The sequence below is a fragment of the Shewanella sp. Sh95 genome, from assembly GCF_001308045.1.
Taxonomy (GTDB): domain Bacteria; phylum Pseudomonadota; class Gammaproteobacteria; order Enterobacterales; family Shewanellaceae; genus Shewanella; species Shewanella xiamenensis.
In genome coordinates this window covers 13,487-30,531 of sequence record NZ_LGYY01000046.1, presented here as the reverse complement: position 1 = coordinate 30,531, position 17,045 = coordinate 13,487, and the positions used below count along the sequence as shown (strand labels likewise).

Here is a 17,045-nt window from a genome sequence, read left to right as displayed (position 1 = left end):
TTTGAGCATTCACTTTAGCAATTGCAGGCACTCTAACTGAGAATATAAATTTGATCAAATGAAAATCATTATCATTTGCGATCTTATTTATATTTATGTATCTTAATTAGCAATGATTGATGAGTGAATGCTTTTGGAATTGGAAGGTTTGCCGTGACACCAAAACGATATTTAGCTTTTGGCGCATTAACTGTTGCGATTCAAACGGGTGTGATTGCATCGCAGCCTTCGATTTCATTACCGAAGGATCTTAACGAATCTGCTCAAATGCACGCATTCAATGAGGTAAACAAAGCGGTTACCTTAAGCTTTACAGCACATCATTCAGTGGAAAAGTCAGCGGTCATATCTGAGCTAAACAGTACGCCAGCGAATGCAGATCCCGTGGATACGATCTCCCCAAATGTGCCTAATGCAAGCTCGTCTAATGCCAAGGTAGCTAATGCCCGTTTGTCTAATGCCAGTAAGCGCCAAACGGCGCCAAAACGAACTGATACGGCGACAACTGAAATGGCAAGGCAAGCCCACGAACCGACCACAGCTAAGCCGCAAACTGTTAAATCCGCTGTACAAAACAAGCCAACGCCGAACACATCCTCTAAGGCAGATGCGACAACGGCTATGAAGCTAATGGCTGCAAATACACTGCATCAACAAGAAACAGAAGAAATAGCAAAATCTTCTGAGCGAGATATATCGCAAATGGCAGAAATCAAGACTCAAGATAATGCAGCTATTAACAACAGCGATGTGACGCCCACAAGTGCCAGCAAGAACACCAAAGCCACTCCCGAGGTTATCGAGCTGGCAACCCCCACTTTTGCCAGTCAACCTCCCCAACCAACATATCCGCGCATGGCGCGAAAAAAAGGCTTGGAAGGAACCGCAACAATTGAAGTGATGTTTAACGAATTTGGACAACAACTCGCCCTCACGTTAGTCAAAAGCTCTGGTGTCAGCCTGCTGGACCAAGCGGCACTAGAGGCGGTAGAGACTTGGCAGTTTGAGGCGCCAAGCCCAAAACTGGCGAGCCATTACAAGGTGAGGGTACCGATTCGTTTCGCCTTAAATTGATCCTGTGGCGATGCAGTGCTTAACCACGCTAATCCTATTGCAACACATTTGGCTGAATGCTTGATAACAGATCTAACTATAGAGACTCACCGCTTATGACTGACTTTTCTACCCTACATGGCCAGCTCGGTTCACTCACCTGGCCTTTGCTGATATGTGCATTCCTCGGCTTGATGATTTGCCTTGAGCGTAGCGCACTGTTTTTACAACAATCCGCAGCGTCAATCTCCCCAAAAAAACAAGCTTGGGTTAAAGAGCTACGCGACTCTGATGTCAAACCGACAAGCGAAAACATTCAAGCTTTACTCTCTAAAACCAGCCATCAGCAGGATTTACTGGCCCGTGGCGCAACACTGCTGTTAGCGCAAGCACATCAACCCAAACCACTCAGGGAGGAATTACTCAGTCTATGGCTGAATAAACAACAAAGGGAGCTGCAAGCGGGCCTTAAGATTTTGCAAGTGATAGGGATTATTAGTCCGCTACTGGGGTTACTCGGTACGGTGCTTGGGTTAATTGACATGTTTGCCCAACTTAGCCAGTCCCAAGGGCCAGTCACTCCTGCGCAACTCAGTGCGGGGCTTGGTCTGGCGATGAATACTACCGCTGCAGGTCTTATCATTGCGGTGCCGACCATTACCGCCGCCCATTTATTCGGGATCTGGGCGCATAGCCAATGCTTAAAAGCGAGCCATGTGCTGAATCAAATTAACTTATGGTTATCCGGTGTAGACAAGCTACCACTTGAGCAGGACTTATATCAGGCATTCGCTCTAGGAAATCAGGCTAATCAAACACCTAATACTCCACACGCCGCATCTCTTGAGTCTCAGCCATGATAAGCACTCACCACACGTCGTTACCCCAAGCAGGGATCAGTGCCTTAGAGCCACTGCCCAGCGTCGATCTTACGGCATTGATTGATATTATTTTTATTGTTTTAGTGTTTCTGTTACTCACGGCAAATAGCCGTTTGCTGAGCTTACCCGTTGATGTACCTCAAAGGCCAAGCAGCGCCATTACGGCACTCGAGCATAAGCAATCGATAGCCATCAATATTATGGCGACTTCACCCTACTGGGCGATTAATGGCGAAAAATTTGCTGATTTAACCGCATTTAGTACAGCCTTTGAAGCGCTGTTAACGGCCCAACCACAGGCCACCGTCATTATTGCTGCCGATAAGGCCGCGCCAGTTGAACCGCTAATGCAGCTACTGGCACTTTTGCAGGGCAACGCCATTAATCAAACCCAAATTTTGATGGAACATTAACCCTAAACCTTAACTCAATCGTGTTTTAACCCGTTTACCCTGCAAGGTTGATAACACCTCGACCTTGCTTTTAGATGGATCAGGAGTTTACCCATGTTGTTTCAAGCTGTGCGTTATCGATTTAATAAACTCAGTCAACCGACCGATAGCAATGCATTCAATAAATGGTTGTGTCTACTCCCCGCAGTCACAGCACTCTTTTCATTTAATGCTTGGAGTGCAACTCAGGACATAAAGTTGGTGAGCGCTGGAGCGGGTGTCACCGAGTTAGTGCTGGCGTTAGGGGCGGCCGATGAGTTAGTGGCTGTCGATGCCACCAGCTATGTGCCTGAGCAATTAAGCTCAGTCGCCAAACTGGGGTACCACCGCATGCTTTCCGCTGAAGGCATTATGGCACTCAGCCCTACACTAATTGTAGGGTCCGACGTCATGGGCCCAGAAACCACCCTTAACGTACTAAAACAAGCCAATATCAAGGTAGTGCAATTACCCTCAAGCGCCGATGAGCAACAATTAATGAGCAATATCGATACGCTGGCACAATCGCTTAATCGAACAGAAAAAGCGGCCCCGCTAAAGCAGGAGTTGCATCAAAGGCTAGATAAATTAAATAAGCAAAAACAACAACTCAGCCAACATAATGCTCAGCCAAAAATCCTCTTTATGTTATTACAGGAAGGACGAGGAGCCAGAGTCGGTGGCAAAGGTACCGCTGCCGATACCATTATTGCGCTATCGGGCGCAAAGAATATTGCAGACTTTGAAGGCTATAAGACATTGTCCCAAGAGGGCATTCTCGCCTTACAACCGGATGTGATTTTACTGTCTAACCGCAGCGAGCAGAGTGATGCACAAACGGATGAACAAACCGCGCAAGCACTACTGAAGGAGATGCCGCTGCTAGCGCATACTCCCGCAGGCCAAAATGGTCATATCCAAACCCTTGCCCCGCAAGCTTTACTGGGAGGTTTAGGTATTAGCGCCATTGGTGCTGCCGAAACGCTTGCAGACACCCTACTCACTCAAGGTAAAACGGCGGGAAAATAACCATGTTACAGTATCGCTGGCTTTGGCCCACAATGATGATGCTCCTCATCCTGAGCAGTATACTCTCGGTGAGTGTAGGTCCTGTAAGCATTAGTCTTATGGACTCCCTCAGTGCGGTATTTAATTGGGCAACCCAGCAAAGCATTGGCAATCTTGCACCCCATGAGCAACTGGTGGTAAGTAACGTGCGTCTACCCAGGACCTTGTTAGCCCTTACGGTAGGCGCAATTCTTGCTCAATGTGGCGCTGTGATGCAGGGATTATTCCGTAATCCACTGGCAGACCCAGGTATTATCGGGGTGTCATCGGGGGCCGCATTAGGTGCGGCCATCTGTATCGTGTTATTTCCCGACGTGGGATCTTTTATGATTTCCCTTGGCGCCTTTCTCTGTGGGTTAGCCACAACCCTGATCGTTTATCGTCTGGCGAGTAACGGTTTAGGCACATCTGTGGTGTTATTGATGCTTTCCGGCGTGGCGATTGCAGCGCTAGCAGGAGCGGGCATAGGCGTACTGACTTATCTCGCTAATGATATGGCATTACGTGACTTAACCCTTTGGCAAATGGGCAGTATTGCGGGAGCTCAATGGCAATATGTCGGCCTGTGTTTACTGGTATTAGTGTTGCTGAGTTGGCGTTTTCAGCGTGATGCCATGGCACTTAATGCCCTGCTACTGGGTGAAGCTGAAGCCAGACATTTAGGGATTGATGTCGACCGTCTTAAGTTAAGACTCATCCTACTCTGTGCATTAGGCGTAGGCGTGAGTGTGGCCGCAACAGGGATTATCGGTTTTATTGGTCTAGTGGTTCCCCATTTAGTGCGGATGATTTTGGGGCCAGATCATAAACGACTTTTACCCATGAGCGCCCTCTTGGGCGCTGCGCTTTTAGCCTTAGCTGACATAGGTGCGCGGGCATTTTTACCCCCCGCAGAATTACCCGTCGGCTTAGTCACAGCACTTATCGGTGCGCCATTCTTTATCTTTTTACTCCTGCAACAACGCAGCAAATTAATCTAAGCGAGAACTCCATGGCTATGAGCTTATCGGCTGCGCCCGTCGCTAAACAACATTTTGAACGTACCCAATTAACCGTGGATAGGCTCAGCTACGCTATCGGCGATAAGGCGGTGTTGAACAACATTCGCGTGCAATTTCAACCGGGCAGTGTCACCGCACTTTTAGGGCCTAATGGGGCAGGCAAATCCACACTGTTAAAAGCACTGTGCCGAGAGCTCCCCACTGCGCAAGGCAGCATCAAGCTTGGCTACTGCCAACTGGTGGATTGGCCAAGGGCTGAACTGGCAAAATCCCTCGCCGTTCTGCCTCAACATGCCAGCTTAACCTTCCCCTTTACCGTGGATGAAGTGGTGGCAATGGGGCTTTATCCCTTAACCTTGAGTCAAAAAGAAGGCCAGCAGTTAGTCACAAAATGGCTTGCCGAAGTGGGTGTATTGCATTTAGCCCGACGCAGTTACCCCACGCTTTCTGGGGGAGAAAAACAAAGGGTGCAACTGGCGAGGGTGTTAACGCAGTTAAGCCAATCCCCCTTCCCGCCGATTTTACTGTTAGATGAGCCAACCTCAGCACTGGATCTGGCGCAGCAACACAAAGTATTAGCGCTAGCAAAAAATCTCGCCCACAAGCACGCCTACACTGTGATTGTGGTATTGCACGACCTCAATCAGGCAGCCCGTTACAGCGACAGAGTTATCGTCCTCAAACAGGGGGAAATCGTCAGTGAAGGTACACCTAACGATGCATTATCGATTGATATAATTCGCCAAGTATGGGATTACGAACCTGAGTTTATTTCTGCCCCACAGCGTGGTTACCCACTGATTTTTTAATGCAAAATTGACTTCACTAGCGCCTTTAGCGGCACAGTTGTGGGTATAATCGCTGCAATAGACACCTAAAGTCACAGTGTGAACAGATGAAAACCACTATCTCAACCGAAACCCAGCAAGATGCCCTAGCCATGGCGAAGGCTACTCAAAAACCAGGACAAACCAAAGAACAAACTAAACTGATTGCCCAGGGGATTGAAAAGGGCATTGCCGAATATAAAAAACAGCAAAAAGCCAAAGCTCGCGAGCGGGATAAACAGAGAAAGCAACAGTTAAGGGCAAAAAACCAACAAGCAAGCGCGGCTGGCGAGATGGATGATGGCGAAGATTTTTCGCTGCCACAGACTCAATTTACTCCTATTGCTTGGGCTGCCATCGCCCTGTTAGTCCTCAGTTGGCTGGGTTTTGGGGCATATATCTTCCTTTAAGGGGGGAGATTCGCACGTATCGTATCAAAGTAGCCAGTTAGCTCCTGTGGTAGAAACTCTTGTGCAATTAGCGCCTTAGTGTCGATATTGCCAGCCCTTAGCTGGACTCGCCCCGTATCGGGCAAAAAGGCCAACTCAAGCCAGTTGGCTCTATCGGGGTAGCCATCGAGAGTTAGGCAAAGCGCGTTATCCCGCTCAATAGCAGACTGACAATCCCAGCATTGGCCGATAAGATCGAGCAACACTTGCCCGCTTTTCATATCGGTTAATCTGGGCGCGTACACCCAATGGGACATGCGCATTTCGTGGGGAATCGTCTCAAGCTTAACGCGGCCCTGTAGGAAAAACTGTTCGGTTAACATATTCGGATCATCAAAGTACTTATCGTGTATGAATAAAAATGACTCAGCAATGGCCTGATTAACTCTCTGGTTTACTGATTAACCCTCTGGTTTACTGATTAACCCTCTGGTTTATAAGTAAATTAACTCATTAAGCCTTCTAATCGATTCGCAAGCCGCTTGGCTAAACCTTTTTGCCAAGCCGCACTCTTTGGACGGCTGTAAAGCCTATCTTCCCATGCAAAAATCTTGTTCATGCCATGATAAGCGAGCCACGGCAAAGGTTCAGGTTCCCAAGGCGTTAATACTTGCTGAACGGGGGCATTAAACGCCCAAGGCATAGTGGTAAGCGGCGTATCACGCGCTAAGATCAAGTCCACCAGCGTACGGGCAAAAAGATTGGCAGCCCCAACACCTTCGCCGCCGTAACCTCCAATAAGCCCCAATCCTACATTTTTATCGTAAATAGCGTGGGGCGCAAACTGCCGTGCTAAAGCTAAGGTTCCACCCCAACCATGAGTAATTTGCACATCCGCCAATTGCGGAAATAACGCCAACAATAGCTGATAGCGAAAGCCAAATTCCCCTTTAAAAGCCGATTGAGGATGGCTAGCGGGAGATTGGGTATTAAAGCACTCCGGATTAAATCCAAATTCAGTCCGCACTTTAGCGCCAAATCCGTAGCCGCCACGGGCGCCAAATATCAAACGGTTATCAGGACTTCGCTGACCATAGGTAACGATGCGGCTAGCATCACTAAAGGTCGCGCGATTAGCTAAACCAATGTCCTGCCACATTTCATCCGTTAACGGCTCAGTGGCGATCAGTAAACTCTGAACAGGCAAGGTGAATCGACCCAATTCACCCAATTGGCGAAGATAGCCTTCAACGGCGGGCACCACAATCGCCGCACGAACATTTCCTTGTGGCGTCTGTAATTGGGTTTGCGCATCACCGAGATACACCATGTGATTTACTGGGGTATGCTCGTAGATCTTCACCCCTAAACTTTGCACCAGATCAGCCAAACCACAGACGAGTTTCGCTGGGTGTATTCGCGCACAATGGGGGGTATAAAGTGCCGCTTGGCCGTAGGCCATGGAGACTTGTTTATCGAGTTCGGTTTTATCTAGCCAGCGAATATCCGCTTCGCCAAAACCTTGCCGACGCCACTGTGCTAATTCGGCTTGAATATTGGCTAATTGCTCAGGATAACGTGCGGCCACCCGTAAATTGCCGCCATGGTGTAAATCACAGTCGATATGATGCTGGGCGCAAACCGCGGCAACTTCAGCAATGGTTTGTTGGATCAAGGCTTTTGCCATTAAGCGCGACTCACCTTGAAGCTGATTAAGATAGGCTACATCGCCACTAAAACCGCCCATCAACCAACCGCCATTTCGCCCCGAAGCGCCTTGGCCAATGGTATCAGCCTCAAGAATCACCACGGATAAATTGGGCTGATATTGCTTAAGATAATAGGCCGTCCATAGTCCTGAATAACCTGCACCAATAATGGCGATGTCTGCGGCAATATCATGTTGTAGCGCAGGTAAAATAGTTCTTTGACTTAATTTAACTTCGGTATCAAACCAAAATCCGCGCTCTTTCACGCCACGGATTCACTTAATGGACTGATACCGATAATTGAGGCAATTTCCTCGAAATGTGTATCAACCCACGCACTGCTAATTGGCCCCCAGGTCAAAATGCGATAATAACCTGCATTGTTTCGACTGCCATCTTGGATAAACTCGACACGGATGCCGATATCTTCAAACGCGGCGATAGCATCCTGCAACGTTCGCCTCGGCATTCCAGTCAACTTATTGAGTGATAACAAGTTATGCCGATCATCGTCCATTAAATGCGCTAAATATAGCTTACGTAAAAACGCCTTATGTTGTTTCGATATTGACTGAGTAGCAGATTCGAGGGGCATAAAAAATCAATCCAAATATTGACCAAGTGAATATAAAACTACTTGATATTCAGTGAATAAGAAATAGCCTCCATTCAAATTATTCGAGCAAATTGACCCGTTTGACATCTGTTCCCACAGATACATTTTCGCATTTGCTTGTATAAGCTCTCCATCACTGTTATTTGTAAAAAAGATTAATCAATGGGAGAGCCAACGATGGGCCAAATGATGACCGCACAGCAAGTGCTACATTTCTGGTTTGAGGAAATTTCACCTCAATCTTGGTGGATAAAAGACCCAACATTTGATGCACAAATCCAATCTCGCTTTGAAGACCTATTAAAACAAGCCAAGCGCGGTGAGCTTGCGCATTGGCGCGTGACACCTCAAGGTCGTTTAGCCGAAATCATCGTACTGGATCAATTCTCGCGAAATATCTATCGCGACACGCCAGCAGCGTTTGAGGCCGACACCATTGCGCTGGTCCTTGCACAAGAGGCTGTTGCACTCCAAATTGATAAGGAGCTTTCTCCCAAACAAGTACCCTTTTTGTTTATGCCTTTTATGCATAGCGAATCCCCAGCCATCCATCAAGTTGCTGTAAAATTGTTCAATCGAGAGGCTGCAATCGCTAATCTCGAATTTGAACTAAAACACAAGGCTATTATCGACAGATTCGGTCGTTATCCTCATAGAAACAAAATATTAGCTAGAGAGTCGACAGCAGAAGAAATCGCTTTTTTACGCCAGCCGGACTCGTCATTTTGAATATAAATAAGCTTTATTCAGATAAAAATAACTGTGGCTGTAGATTAACAAACTACACTTACAATGATATGTCAGGGGACAACTCTGGGCATCATGAGATGGCCAATGGTGTGAAAGGTAACAGTGCGTAATGAAACAAACTAACCATATTTCCTGCGTCTCTAGAATGACCTGTATTCGCTACCCATTGCTAGCAGTAATTGCATTATTGTATCCCCAATTAATCCAAGCGGCGGAACTGAAAATTGGCGTGAGCCTCTCCATTCCTCCCTATGTCATCCAAGAATCTGATAGCGGCCTAGAACTCGATTTGCTGTATCAAGCACTTGCAGTCAAAGGGCATACCGCCAATATTGAATATTTGCCTTTAGCACGCACTTTCCATGAACTTAGGGAGGGTAAACTTGACGGCATAATCAACGTAAAAGAAGGCATGATCGAAAACGTTTTCTACTCTAATGTGGCGATTCGTTATCAAAATTGCGCAATCAGCCTAGAGAAAAATAACTTTTCGATTAATAGTATTAAAGACTTAACGGATAAAAAAGTCGTTTCCTTTCAACGTGCAGCAAGCTTCTTAGGTGATGAATTTACTCAAATGACTAAAGCTAATCCTAGTTACCAAGAACAAGCTCGGCAAATACAGCAGGTTTACATGCTGATGAAACACAGGGCTGATGTAGTGGTTATGGATAAGAACATTTTCACTTACTATCTTAGACAGGCATTTATTGAGGGAAAACTCACCGAAGTAGAGAGTAAACAGGTGGCGGTATGTCATCGCATTTTTCCACCGACTGAGTATAAATTTGCGTTTTTAAGCGAGCAAATCCGTGACGACTTTAACCTTGGGTTAAAACAAATTACCGAAAATGGGACACTGATCGCCTTACAAGAAAAATATCGGCAACTCATGTCCCTAGAGAATGAAGCTGAAGCCTCAAATACCATTGTGGATCAATCAAAACTCAAGCAAGATCCTTTATAAGTTAACTACTTAACTACTAATACTGGGCATTTCGCCAATCTAACAATATCTTGACTCACATGGTGCTTTAAAAAATCCACTAAGCCGCTGCTGCCATGGCTTGCAATCACAATCATCCCCGCATCGGCTGACTCAGCTAAAATCTCTTCGCTCGCATCACCATGACGAACAATACATTTAATCTTTAGTCCAGCCGCTAATCCCTGCTGCATTTGCAGCTGTAGACTCTGCATTTTTGTCTCCACAAACTCGGCTAACTGTTGCTCAAGTGTCGCGGGAGTATCAACCGCAATACCATAACAATGGGCACTTCTTGCAGGGCTGACAACATGCAGCAAACGGATATCTACGTGATATAGATTAGCCATTTCAACCGCATAATTAAGCGCATGGGCGGCAGTTGCCGAAAAATCCGTAGGGCATAACACTTCTTGAGTACGCATAATTTTATCCATCACTTAGGTTGTTGTGCCCCATATTAGGGCAAATGGCATTGCTTATAATCTGTATTTTATCGCAGTAACTCGGGACAAGCAGCTAGGCCGTAAAATTAATTATGCTTTAGCAATCAAAAACAAAGGGCGCCTTAGCGCCCTGTTATCTACCCAATACAGACTATTTCACTACCAATACAGGGCATGCCGCGCCATTGGCAACAGCTTCGGCAACATTCGTATGTAAAAAGTGCGAAATTCCGGTTCGTCCATGGCTAGCAATAACCACCATACCCACATCCTTACCATTCGCCTCCTCGAGGATTTGATCGACGGGATTGCCTCGGCGAATAAGTGTTGTAATCGGTAATTCGGTCTTGAGTCCCTCGAGTAACGCCTGCATTTTAGTTGCTGCGGCCTCCTCCATGCTTTTAGCGAGCTCCTCAGGGGTAATCGCTAAAATCATAAAGTTTTCATCACCAATAGGTTGCTCAACAACGTGTAAAATCTTTAGCCCTACATGGTATAGATTTGCCATTTCAATAGCATAACGTAGCGCATGGGCCGCAGTTTCCGAAAAATCTGTGGGCCAGAGTATTTGACCTGAACGCATAATCTGTTCTCCTTAATGGCTAGTCATCGTGAAGCTCATCTTTGAGCCAAGTAATGGCATCCAGTTTGTCGACAAAAAACTTAACCTCGGCCGGAGTAAACCAGTTTGCCAGCTTTGCCATCACTTCCTGTAGAGTCGTTTTACCGACAATAGCAATCCGTTCAAAGTGGCGAACATGCTTAACCCCTAGTTTTAGATCATCCCAAGCGGCTTGAAGTTCCCAACCTTCAAGCTCAGTCACATCGACTAAGGCATAAATATCGGGATCTTTCACCCCAGCTAACGCGGCTTCGAGCACGGGTACCATCACCTCATAATCTTGATGAGTTAAGGTACCTATAGCTTTAAAGGCAACAAAAAAATCATCATCACCATAACGCTCGATGCCAACTGAAATTCCATGCTTTAACAAAGTCATACATACTCCTTGTCTAACAAATGTCCTGTTAAGTGTAAAAGCTAAGTCTCTATCAGGCCGTGATCTTGCTCATAAATGCATCAGTATGCTTGCGCAAAATCACGCTAACCGCTAGGATAAACCGACTAATCAGTCGGTTTGTGTATTGAGCAACAAACGGCTTTATTTTTTTAAGACTTGCACTCAAGGGATCACGATGAACATGGCAACAGACCCAGCAACAATCTCGCCGTTAACCGAGTTACTCCAACGTCAGCGTGCAAGTTACTTAGCCGCACCGAATCCTGATTATGCGATCCGTAAAGAACGCTTAATCCGCCTTAAAGCCGCCTTGCTAAAATTCCAACAGCCGCTCGTCGAGGCGTTATCACAGGACTATGGCCATCGTTCGGTCGACGACAGTCTGATTTCCGACATTATGCCTGTGGTCAATAACATCAATTACAGCTTGAAAAACCTCAAAAAATGGCTCAAGCCAAGCCGCCGCCATGCGGGCATCTTACTCGCCCCCGCCCAAGTCAAAGTGCATTATCAGCCACTAGGCGTTATTGGGATAATCGTGCCTTGGAACTTCCCCGTCATGCTCTCCATTGGGCCATTAGTCACGGCGATTGCTGCGGGCAACCATGCCATGCTCAAACTTTCGGAATTTACTCCAGCAACCAACAGCGTTATCAAACAGTTACTAGCCGAAGTATTTGATGAATCCCATGTTGCCGTTGTAGAAGGTGAAGCTGATGTCGCGGCGCAGTTTTCAGCACTGCCCTTCGATCATCTCCTATTTACTGGTTCAACCACGGTTGGCCGCCATGTGATGCGCGCCGCGGCCAATAATCTCACCCCCGTTACCCTTGAACTCGGAGGTAAATCGCCAGTAATTATCGCCCCCGATATACCACTAGAGATAGCGGTAGAACGAATGATTTATGGTAAGTGTTTGAATGCTGGACAAATCTGTGTAGCGCCTGATTATGTGCTTTGCCCTAACGCTAAAGTGAGCGATTTTATTCAAGCCTATCAAGCAAAATTCCAAGCCATGTACGGCGCAATTGCCCAAAATAAGGACTACGGCAGCATTATTAATGCCCGCCAATTTGATCGTTTATTGGCTGTACTTGAGGATGCCAAAACCAAAGGTGCCAAGATTATCTCTGCCTCAAATGAAGCAATAGACAGCCAGAATCGTAAACTCGCCACTCAGCTGATTACTAATACCACTGAAGATATGCTATTGATGCAAGAGGAAATCTTTGGGCCGCTATTACCCGTTATCGGTTACGACTCTTTAGATGAAGCCATTAGCTACGTAAACCGTCGCGCCAGACCCTTAGCGCTCTATGTGATGAGTTTTGATGAAGCGAGCCAACAAAAAATCCTCAAGCAAACTCACTCTGGCGGTGTTTGTATCAATGAAACGGTATTCCATGTAGCAGCCGATGATGCGCCCTTTGGCGGCATAGGCCCATCTGGTATGGGGCATTATCATGGTAAAGAAGGGTTCCTCACCTTTAGCCACGCCAAAACCGTGCTAAGCCGTGGGCGCTTTAACACGGGTAAATTTGTCCATCCACCCTATGGCACTTTTATCCAACGTATGTTGATGAAGCTGTTTTTACGCTAATACGGGCCGCTTAGGAGTGGTTATGTCGAGCTTATTACCAACAGATACAGATACTAAGCCCATGACAGATAAACGTCAGGCGATACTCGATACCGCCTTATCGTTATTTGTCAGCCAAGGCTTTCATGCCACATCGACCGCTTCAATTGCCAAGCAGGCTGGCGTAGCGACAGGCACACTGTTTCATCATTTCCCAACCAAAGAAGTGTTGATGGAAAGCCTGTTTCTCACGATTAAACAAGAGTTTGCTAATGCATTATTGTTAAATATCAAAGAAGGGAGCGATCTTAAAGAGCATGCAGAAATCCTCTGGCAGAGCGCGATTGACTGGTCGATTGATAATCCAATCAAGCAATTATTTTTTCAGCAATATTCAATGTCACCTATGATTGCGGCTTCTATCCGCGAACAAGCAATGAATAGCATCTTAGGGTTTATCGCCCAGTTGATCAAAAAAGGGCAGCTAATGGGATTAATTGCCCACTATCCCATTGAATTAATGCTTGAAAATTGCCACGGACAATACTTAGCAGCCACGCGATTTTTTATCGATAACCCCGAATTGGGCAGAGATAAACATTACCGTGATGCCAGCTTTGCGCTGTTTTGGAAGGCGTTACGGGCTGACTAAACCTAAAAGCAATCGAGCCAGACTTATATCTGGCTCGATTGTAGAGATGTTTAACTGAATGAACAGATATTTAATACGATTAGTATAATCAGCTTTGGCTTAATTCAGGTTGTTTTTCTATAGGTTGCGACAACTGCGAAGCACTCCAATAACCTTGTTTTACACCCTTTTCGATAAGCTCAGCGACTGCTAACTCAATGGCTTGTAGTACACAAAACTGCACTGGTTCATTGGTGGTAAAACCGACTTCGGCTTCGGCCAAACGATTCAAACTGGTATAACGGAACAGGCCTGCACGCATTTCCTGCGAAAGTACCCTTTTACTCGTAGATACAGACATCATCACTTTGCCCGTGTGTACATCGACAGCACGCAGATAGATAGTGACTAAATCCTCACGGTACATTTCCGAGGCGCCGATACCGTAATATTCAACCCCTGTACCGCCTGTACTGGTGTTGGTCTCGTAACTGATAATCCCACCTTCTAATAGCAATCTCGCCGTCGATAACACGGGGATATCATCGCCCTTTGAACCATTTTGCTTATTACTGATCTTGCGCTCGGTTAATAAATTTTGCAGGCCTTCACGCTCAACGGGCGTAAACCATTTAGAGTCAATCAAGGTTTGCATCAGCATCGATGTTGCCCCTTGAGTGACCGCAGTTGAAAATGAGCTGACGTTAGCTTGAGGTTTATATTGCCCGGTTTGGTCTCGGAATGAATATACCGCAACTGGGATCGGAAATTTTGGCCCAGGCTGACTCTGTAGCTCCTTCATCACCTCACTCATTGGATTAACTTGAGCAGGAGTAATATTTAAGTCAGGCTTGGGGATCAAGCTACAGGCGGACATACTCAGCAGCATAGAAGCGATAAAGATGGAACGTGCCATTAGTTTCCGCCTCCAAAAGTTGGCATTTCAATCACCGTCACTTCGCCAGTTTCGATGTTAGTGATGGTTAACATCACTCCGGTGCCAGTAGAGGCGACTTCGATACGAAAATCACCGGTATCGTACACCCCATCTTTGATCTCACCATCAGCTACGCCGCGAGTGATGGAGTTAATGATGTTACGTTCCAATGACTCCTTAAAACGGGTAACAAAGTCCTTCTCGGTCGAGCTGGCTTTATTATCGTTTTGAGCCTGCGCTTTATTGAGTAAAAAGGAGCCATTCGCAGGATTGCCCCCAAAGCTTGGGTTGACGGGGGTATAGATTAATTCGGTTGCTTGGCTGGTGTGAGCTATGCAAAACACAGCAAGAGAAAGTAACGTCCTGAATGTCATTATTGTTATCCTACAAATCGTCCGATGTTCCTGAAAAATCACCCGTAATCGCATTAGCCCTGACTTGAGCTAAGTAATCAATCGTCAACAAAATAGCCTGCTCTGCGCTCTCCTTAATCGGGTTCGCCCGACGACCAAAGTGCGTGGTATAAATACGAGTTCCATTCACTTCTAAGGTTAAAACGGTTCCGGCCTGCGGAAACACCGTCTCATACAAGGTCACGTTAAACCCTTGAGTAAACGGCAATTCGCGCCAATAACTTGAATAGTAAAACCCAAAATCCTTACCAAAACGCGTTAAGGTTCTATCTATCACAAGCCCACTGATTTCAATATCATCATCGGCTAACGCGCCGGGAGCGCTTATAAACAAGAATGGACACAAAATACTGAACAACAACCGCTGAATTAACGATTTCACAGGTCCCTCCTTACCTACAATGCTCAAACCTTCAGATACAGCGATAGCGTAAAATGCACACTTTGCCATGTTGTGCATGTAACATTTAACGCTTATTTTTATTAAAAGAAGGTTAACAGGATTGAAGAATGCTAGTCATTAGACTGAGACCTAAATTAGCCCAAAAAGCTAAGGTAAAAACCGCAAAATAGCCCATTTGGGTAATACGTTAGAATGAGCAATGAAAACTCTTGATACACTCTCAAACGCAGATTATTGCGGTAACCAGAGTTGTACTGACAGCCCACCATCGGTGCGATTATGCATACTAATGCTGCCTTCATGGGCCTCAATGATTTCGCGGCAAAGTGGTAAGCCTAAGCCAGTACCCGATTGCTTGGTTGAGTAAAAAGGCAATAGGGCTTGCTCTAACACTTCCTCGGACATGCCACTACCACGATCCTCAATCTTGATAATAAAGCCAGCGCCATCAACCAGCGTTTGAAAGCGAATGGTAAGCGTGACCTCATCGGGATCGGAACCTGATTCATGGGCATTTTTCAGCAGGTTTAGCAGAACTTGCTCCATTTGCCCTTGATCGAAATAGCCCATTTCAGCGGGTAATTCATTGGCTAAAGTAAAAGGATAATGCTGGGTTAAATGTTCGATAAGCTGCTGCCACGCGACTTGACGTCGCTGCGGTAAAGGCAGTTTAGCAAAGCGAGCATAATTGAAAATAAACTGACTCAGGTGATTCGTGCGACTCTCTATAGTGTCGAATATCAGCTTAAGCTTTGGATTATCGAGATCTTTCGTGAGTAAACGCCCCGAATTCACCATAGAAGCAATGGGCGCGACAGAATTATTTAGCTCATGGCTGATAATACGGATCACCTTCTTCCACACCGCCACTTCCTGACGATTAAGCTCTCGAGTCATCTGCTTAAGCAAGATTAAATTATGCTGTTGGTTATTCAGCAAAAATTGGCCGCGACTCAGATACCAAGTCTCAGTATCATCCTCACCCATGGTAAACAGGCCGCTCTTTTCTTGCTTAAGGGCCAAGGCAAGGGCATCGGGTAAGTCTTGCAGCAGTTCGTCGAGGCTCAAGCCTTCCATTTTGCCTTTAATATGGAAAAGATGCCGCGCCGCATCGTTGGCATACATGAGTTTTTGGTGATCGTTAAACAGCAGCATCACGTTAGGTGAGCTTTGAATCACTTTATCCAGCAGCAATTCGCGCTGATAAATATACTGCCGCTCCTGGCGCAGCTTAGCTGCCGAATCATTAAATAGCTCAGCCAATGCCTTAAGCTGGCCCTCACCATTTGCCGGAATGCTGACGCTAAAGTCATTATCGTTAAAGTTGAGTAAGCCAACCTCTAAGGCATTGAGGCTACGAGCTAAATGGCGGGTAAACCAAGCCACACCTAAGGCGCAAATACCACAGGTAAACAATAATATGAATAACCATTCGGTGATTGGTAGCCCTTGGTCTGTCCCTTGCGCTAACGTCAACTTAGGCAGCGAGATAGGTTCTGCTGGAGGAGCTGTGGGCGGCACATCAGGATGGGCTGAAGGACTAAAAAGCCCCTCTTTAAGCTGCTCGAGTTTAAAAAGCTTAATTTGCAATTGTTCTTGCTTGAGCTGCTCTAACTTTTGCAGCTCATGCTTAATCTGCTCGGCCCTTAAACGCTCCTGTAATGGCAACGCTTGTTGTAATTTCTCGTTATTTTTAATTGCCGCTTCGACGTTTTCTTGAAGCTTATCTACATCGATGGGAGGTATATTAATTGCGGGGAGCTTGATGGGAGCTGGCACTTCAACTGACGAGATAGACGGGCGATAGCTCACAGCACCTAGGGTCAATAGCACTCCTAAGGCGCAACAAACAGTTGAATAAATGATTAATTTTGTTCGCAGTTGCACCTAAAACTCCACCTAAG

Annotated in this window: 21 protein-coding genes; 11 read left to right on the top strand and 10 right to left on the bottom strand. The window is 46.2% G+C overall.

The window, feature by feature from the left end; all coding sequences use genetic code 11:
• Nucleotides 1-153: 153 nt before the first annotated feature.
• The 7 genes from AEA42_RS03940 (at nucleotide 154) to AEA42_RS03910 (ending at nucleotide 5,671) form a co-directional block, all read left to right on the top strand.
• Entirely contained in the window at nucleotides 154-1,074 is a 921-nt protein-coding gene (locus tag AEA42_RS03940; protein WP_055647024.1) for an energy transducer TonB, read from the top strand.
• A 95-nt stretch (nucleotides 1,075-1,169) separates the two neighbouring features.
• On the top strand, nucleotides 1,170-1,913 hold the full coding sequence (locus tag AEA42_RS03935) for a MotA/TolQ/ExbB proton channel family protein (RefSeq protein ID WP_231640352.1): 744 nt from the start codon (nucleotides 1,170-1,172) through the stop codon (nucleotides 1,911-1,913).
• Nucleotides 1,910-2,347: a biopolymer transporter ExbD gene (locus AEA42_RS03930; RefSeq protein WP_055647022.1), complete on the top strand. Its 438-nt coding sequence runs from the start codon at nucleotides 1,910-1,912 to the stop codon at nucleotides 2,345-2,347. Before AEA42_RS03935 ends, AEA42_RS03930 begins: the two co-directional genes overlap by 4 nt.
• 93 nt (nucleotides 2,348-2,440) lie before the next feature.
• The gene (locus AEA42_RS03925; RefSeq protein WP_055647021.1) at nucleotides 2,441-3,394 is read left to right on the top strand and encodes a hemin ABC transporter substrate-binding protein; all 954 of its coding nucleotides are present in this window, start codon (nucleotides 2,441-2,443) and stop codon (nucleotides 3,392-3,394) included.
• 2 nt (nucleotides 3,395-3,396) lie between these two features.
• Nucleotides 3,397-4,413, top strand: coding sequence for an iron ABC transporter permease (locus tag AEA42_RS03920; protein ID WP_055647020.1), 1,017 nt, complete (start codon nucleotides 3,397-3,399; stop codon nucleotides 4,411-4,413).
• A gap of 11 nt (nucleotides 4,414-4,424) precedes the next feature.
• The gene (locus AEA42_RS03915) at nucleotides 4,425-5,243 is read left to right on the top strand and encodes a heme ABC transporter ATP-binding protein (RefSeq protein ID WP_055647019.1); all 819 of its coding nucleotides are present in this window, start codon (nucleotides 4,425-4,427) and stop codon (nucleotides 5,241-5,243) included.
• Between the two features lie 86 nt (nucleotides 5,244-5,329).
• Entirely contained in the window at nucleotides 5,330-5,671 is a 342-nt protein-coding gene (locus tag AEA42_RS03910; protein ID WP_055647018.1) for a DUF2956 domain-containing protein, read from the top strand.
• Here the strand turns inward: AEA42_RS03910 and AEA42_RS03905 are convergent.
• The 3 genes from AEA42_RS03905 to AEA42_RS03895 all read right to left on the bottom strand — a co-directional run bounded on the left by AEA42_RS03905 (nucleotide 5,668) and on the right by AEA42_RS03895 (nucleotide 7,954).
• Complete coding sequence (locus AEA42_RS03905) at nucleotides 5,668-6,033, bottom strand: hypothetical protein (RefSeq protein ID WP_037427116.1); 366 nt, start codon at nucleotides 6,031-6,033, stop codon at nucleotides 5,668-5,670. The two genes, AEA42_RS03910 and AEA42_RS03905, sit on opposite strands and share 4 nt — an antisense overlap.
• A 122-nt stretch (nucleotides 6,034-6,155) precedes the next feature.
• A complete protein-coding gene (locus AEA42_RS03900; protein ID WP_055647017.1) occupies nucleotides 6,156-7,625 on the bottom strand; it encodes an FAD-dependent oxidoreductase in 1,470 nt (489 codons plus the stop codon).
• Nucleotides 7,622-7,954 carry a winged helix-turn-helix domain-containing protein gene (locus tag AEA42_RS03895; RefSeq protein ID WP_037421538.1) on the bottom strand — a complete coding sequence of 111 codons (333 nt, stop codon included), beginning with the start codon at nucleotides 7,952-7,954 and terminating at the stop codon, nucleotides 7,622-7,624. Before AEA42_RS03895 ends, AEA42_RS03900 begins: the two co-directional genes overlap by 4 nt.
• A gap of 198 nt (nucleotides 7,955-8,152) precedes the next feature.
• Between AEA42_RS03895 and AEA42_RS03890 the strand changes: the two genes are divergently transcribed.
• Complete coding sequence (locus AEA42_RS03890; protein WP_037431586.1) at nucleotides 8,153-8,704, top strand: DUF924 family protein; 552 nt, start codon at nucleotides 8,153-8,155, stop codon at nucleotides 8,702-8,704.
• A 166-nt stretch (nucleotides 8,705-8,870) separates the two neighbouring features.
• On the top strand, nucleotides 8,871-9,692 hold the full coding sequence (locus AEA42_RS03885) for a transporter substrate-binding domain-containing protein (RefSeq protein WP_226770114.1): 822 nt from the start codon (nucleotides 8,871-8,873) through the stop codon (nucleotides 9,690-9,692).
• A gap of 5 nt (nucleotides 9,693-9,697) precedes the next feature.
• Here the strand turns inward: AEA42_RS03885 and AEA42_RS03880 are convergent, their stop codons facing one another.
• From AEA42_RS03880 to AEA42_RS03870, 3 genes are all read right to left on the bottom strand, one after another.
• Nucleotides 9,698-10,135 carry a universal stress protein gene (locus AEA42_RS03880; RefSeq protein ID WP_055647015.1) on the bottom strand — a complete coding sequence of 146 codons (438 nt, stop codon included), beginning with the start codon at nucleotides 10,133-10,135 and terminating at the stop codon, nucleotides 9,698-9,700.
• Between the two features lie 172 nt (nucleotides 10,136-10,307).
• The gene (locus tag AEA42_RS03875; RefSeq protein WP_055647014.1) at nucleotides 10,308-10,739 is read right to left on the bottom strand and encodes a universal stress protein; all 432 of its coding nucleotides are present in this window, start codon (nucleotides 10,737-10,739) and stop codon (nucleotides 10,308-10,310) included.
• A 19-nt stretch (nucleotides 10,740-10,758) separates the two neighbouring features.
• Nucleotides 10,759-11,157 (bottom strand): STAS/SEC14 domain-containing protein, encoded by a 399-nt coding sequence (locus tag AEA42_RS03870; RefSeq protein WP_037421553.1) that lies wholly within the window; start codon nucleotides 11,155-11,157, stop codon nucleotides 10,759-10,761.
• Nucleotides 11,158-11,353: 196 nt separating this feature from the next.
• Here AEA42_RS03870 and AEA42_RS03865 point away from each other — a divergent pair, with 196 nt between their 5' ends.
• Entirely contained in the window at nucleotides 11,354-12,778 is a 1,425-nt protein-coding gene (locus AEA42_RS03865) for a coniferyl aldehyde dehydrogenase (RefSeq protein WP_055647013.1), read from the top strand.
• Nucleotides 12,779-12,800: 22 nt separating this feature from the next.
• Entirely contained in the window at nucleotides 12,801-13,409 is a 609-nt protein-coding gene (locus AEA42_RS03860; protein ID WP_037421559.1) for a TetR/AcrR family transcriptional regulator, read from the top strand.
• Nucleotides 13,410-13,497: 88 nt separating this feature from the next.
• Here the strand turns inward: AEA42_RS03860 and AEA42_RS03855 are convergent, their stop codons facing one another.
• The 4 genes from AEA42_RS03855 to AEA42_RS03840 all read right to left on the bottom strand — a co-directional run bounded on the left by AEA42_RS03855 (nucleotide 13,498) and on the right by AEA42_RS03840 (nucleotide 17,028).
• On the bottom strand, nucleotides 13,498-14,304 hold the full coding sequence (locus tag AEA42_RS03855) for a CsgG/HfaB family protein (RefSeq protein WP_037421563.1): 807 nt from the start codon (nucleotides 14,302-14,304) through the stop codon (nucleotides 13,498-13,500).
• Entirely contained in the window at nucleotides 14,304-14,699 is a 396-nt protein-coding gene (locus AEA42_RS03850) for a curli assembly protein CsgF (protein ID WP_037421565.1), read from the bottom strand. Before AEA42_RS03850 ends, AEA42_RS03855 begins: the two co-directional genes overlap by 1 nt.
• A 10-nt stretch (nucleotides 14,700-14,709) precedes the next feature.
• Entirely contained in the window at nucleotides 14,710-15,120 is a 411-nt protein-coding gene (locus tag AEA42_RS03845; protein WP_037421568.1) for a curli production assembly/transport protein CsgE, read from the bottom strand.
• A 252-nt stretch (nucleotides 15,121-15,372) separates the two neighbouring features.
• The gene (locus tag AEA42_RS03840) at nucleotides 15,373-17,028 is read right to left on the bottom strand and encodes an ATP-binding protein (RefSeq protein ID WP_055647012.1); all 1,656 of its coding nucleotides are present in this window, start codon (nucleotides 17,026-17,028) and stop codon (nucleotides 15,373-15,375) included.
• Nucleotides 17,029-17,045: the final 17 nt, after the last annotated feature.

What these genes read in the sequence shown, in the direction of transcription:
- AEA42_RS03915 (WP_055647019.1), top strand. Translation starts at nt 4,425, where the DNA reads ATGGCTATGAGCTTATCGGCTGCGCCCGTCGCTAAACAACATTTTGAA.
- AEA42_RS03920 (WP_055647020.1), top strand. Translation starts at nt 3,397, where the DNA reads ATGTTACAGTATCGCTGGCTTTGGCCCACAATGATGATGCTCCTCATC.
- AEA42_RS03905 (WP_037427116.1), bottom strand. Translation starts at nt 6,033, where the DNA reads ATGTTAACCGAACAGTTTTTCCTACAGGGCCGCGTTAAGCTTGAGACG.
- AEA42_RS03885 (WP_226770114.1), top strand. Translation starts at nt 8,871, where the DNA reads ATGACCTGTATTCGCTACCCATTGCTAGCAGTAATTGCATTATTGTAT.
- AEA42_RS03860 (WP_037421559.1), top strand. Translation starts at nt 12,801, where the DNA reads ATGTCGAGCTTATTACCAACAGATACAGATACTAAGCCCATGACAGAT.
- AEA42_RS03850 (WP_037421565.1), bottom strand. Translation starts at nt 14,699, where the DNA reads ATGACATTCAGGACGTTACTTTCTCTTGCTGTGTTTTGCATAGCTCAC.
- AEA42_RS03875 (WP_055647014.1), bottom strand. Translation starts at nt 10,739, where the DNA reads ATGCGTTCAGGTCAAATACTCTGGCCCACAGATTTTTCGGAAACTGCG.
- AEA42_RS03925 (WP_055647021.1), top strand. Translation starts at nt 2,441, where the DNA reads ATGTTGTTTCAAGCTGTGCGTTATCGATTTAATAAACTCAGTCAACCG.
- AEA42_RS03880 (WP_055647015.1), bottom strand. Translation starts at nt 10,135, where the DNA reads ATGCGTACTCAAGAAGTGTTATGCCCTACGGATTTTTCGGCAACTGCC.
- AEA42_RS03935 (WP_231640352.1), top strand. Translation starts at nt 1,170, where the DNA reads ATGACTGACTTTTCTACCCTACATGGCCAGCTCGGTTCACTCACCTGG.
- AEA42_RS03870 (WP_037421553.1), bottom strand. Translation starts at nt 11,157, where the DNA reads ATGACTTTGTTAAAGCATGGAATTTCAGTTGGCATCGAGCGTTATGGT.
- AEA42_RS03865 (WP_055647013.1), top strand. Translation starts at nt 11,354, where the DNA reads ATGAACATGGCAACAGACCCAGCAACAATCTCGCCGTTAACCGAGTTA.
- AEA42_RS03895 (WP_037421538.1), bottom strand. Translation starts at nt 7,954, where the DNA reads ATGCCCCTCGAATCTGCTACTCAGTCAATATCGAAACAACATAAGGCG.
- AEA42_RS03855 (WP_037421563.1), bottom strand. Translation starts at nt 14,304, where the DNA reads ATGGCACGTTCCATCTTTATCGCTTCTATGCTGCTGAGTATGTCCGCC.
- AEA42_RS03910 (WP_055647018.1), top strand. Translation starts at nt 5,330, where the DNA reads ATGAAAACCACTATCTCAACCGAAACCCAGCAAGATGCCCTAGCCATG.
- AEA42_RS03890 (WP_037431586.1), top strand. Translation starts at nt 8,153, where the DNA reads ATGGGCCAAATGATGACCGCACAGCAAGTGCTACATTTCTGGTTTGAG.
- AEA42_RS03930 (WP_055647022.1), top strand. Translation starts at nt 1,910, where the DNA reads ATGATAAGCACTCACCACACGTCGTTACCCCAAGCAGGGATCAGTGCC.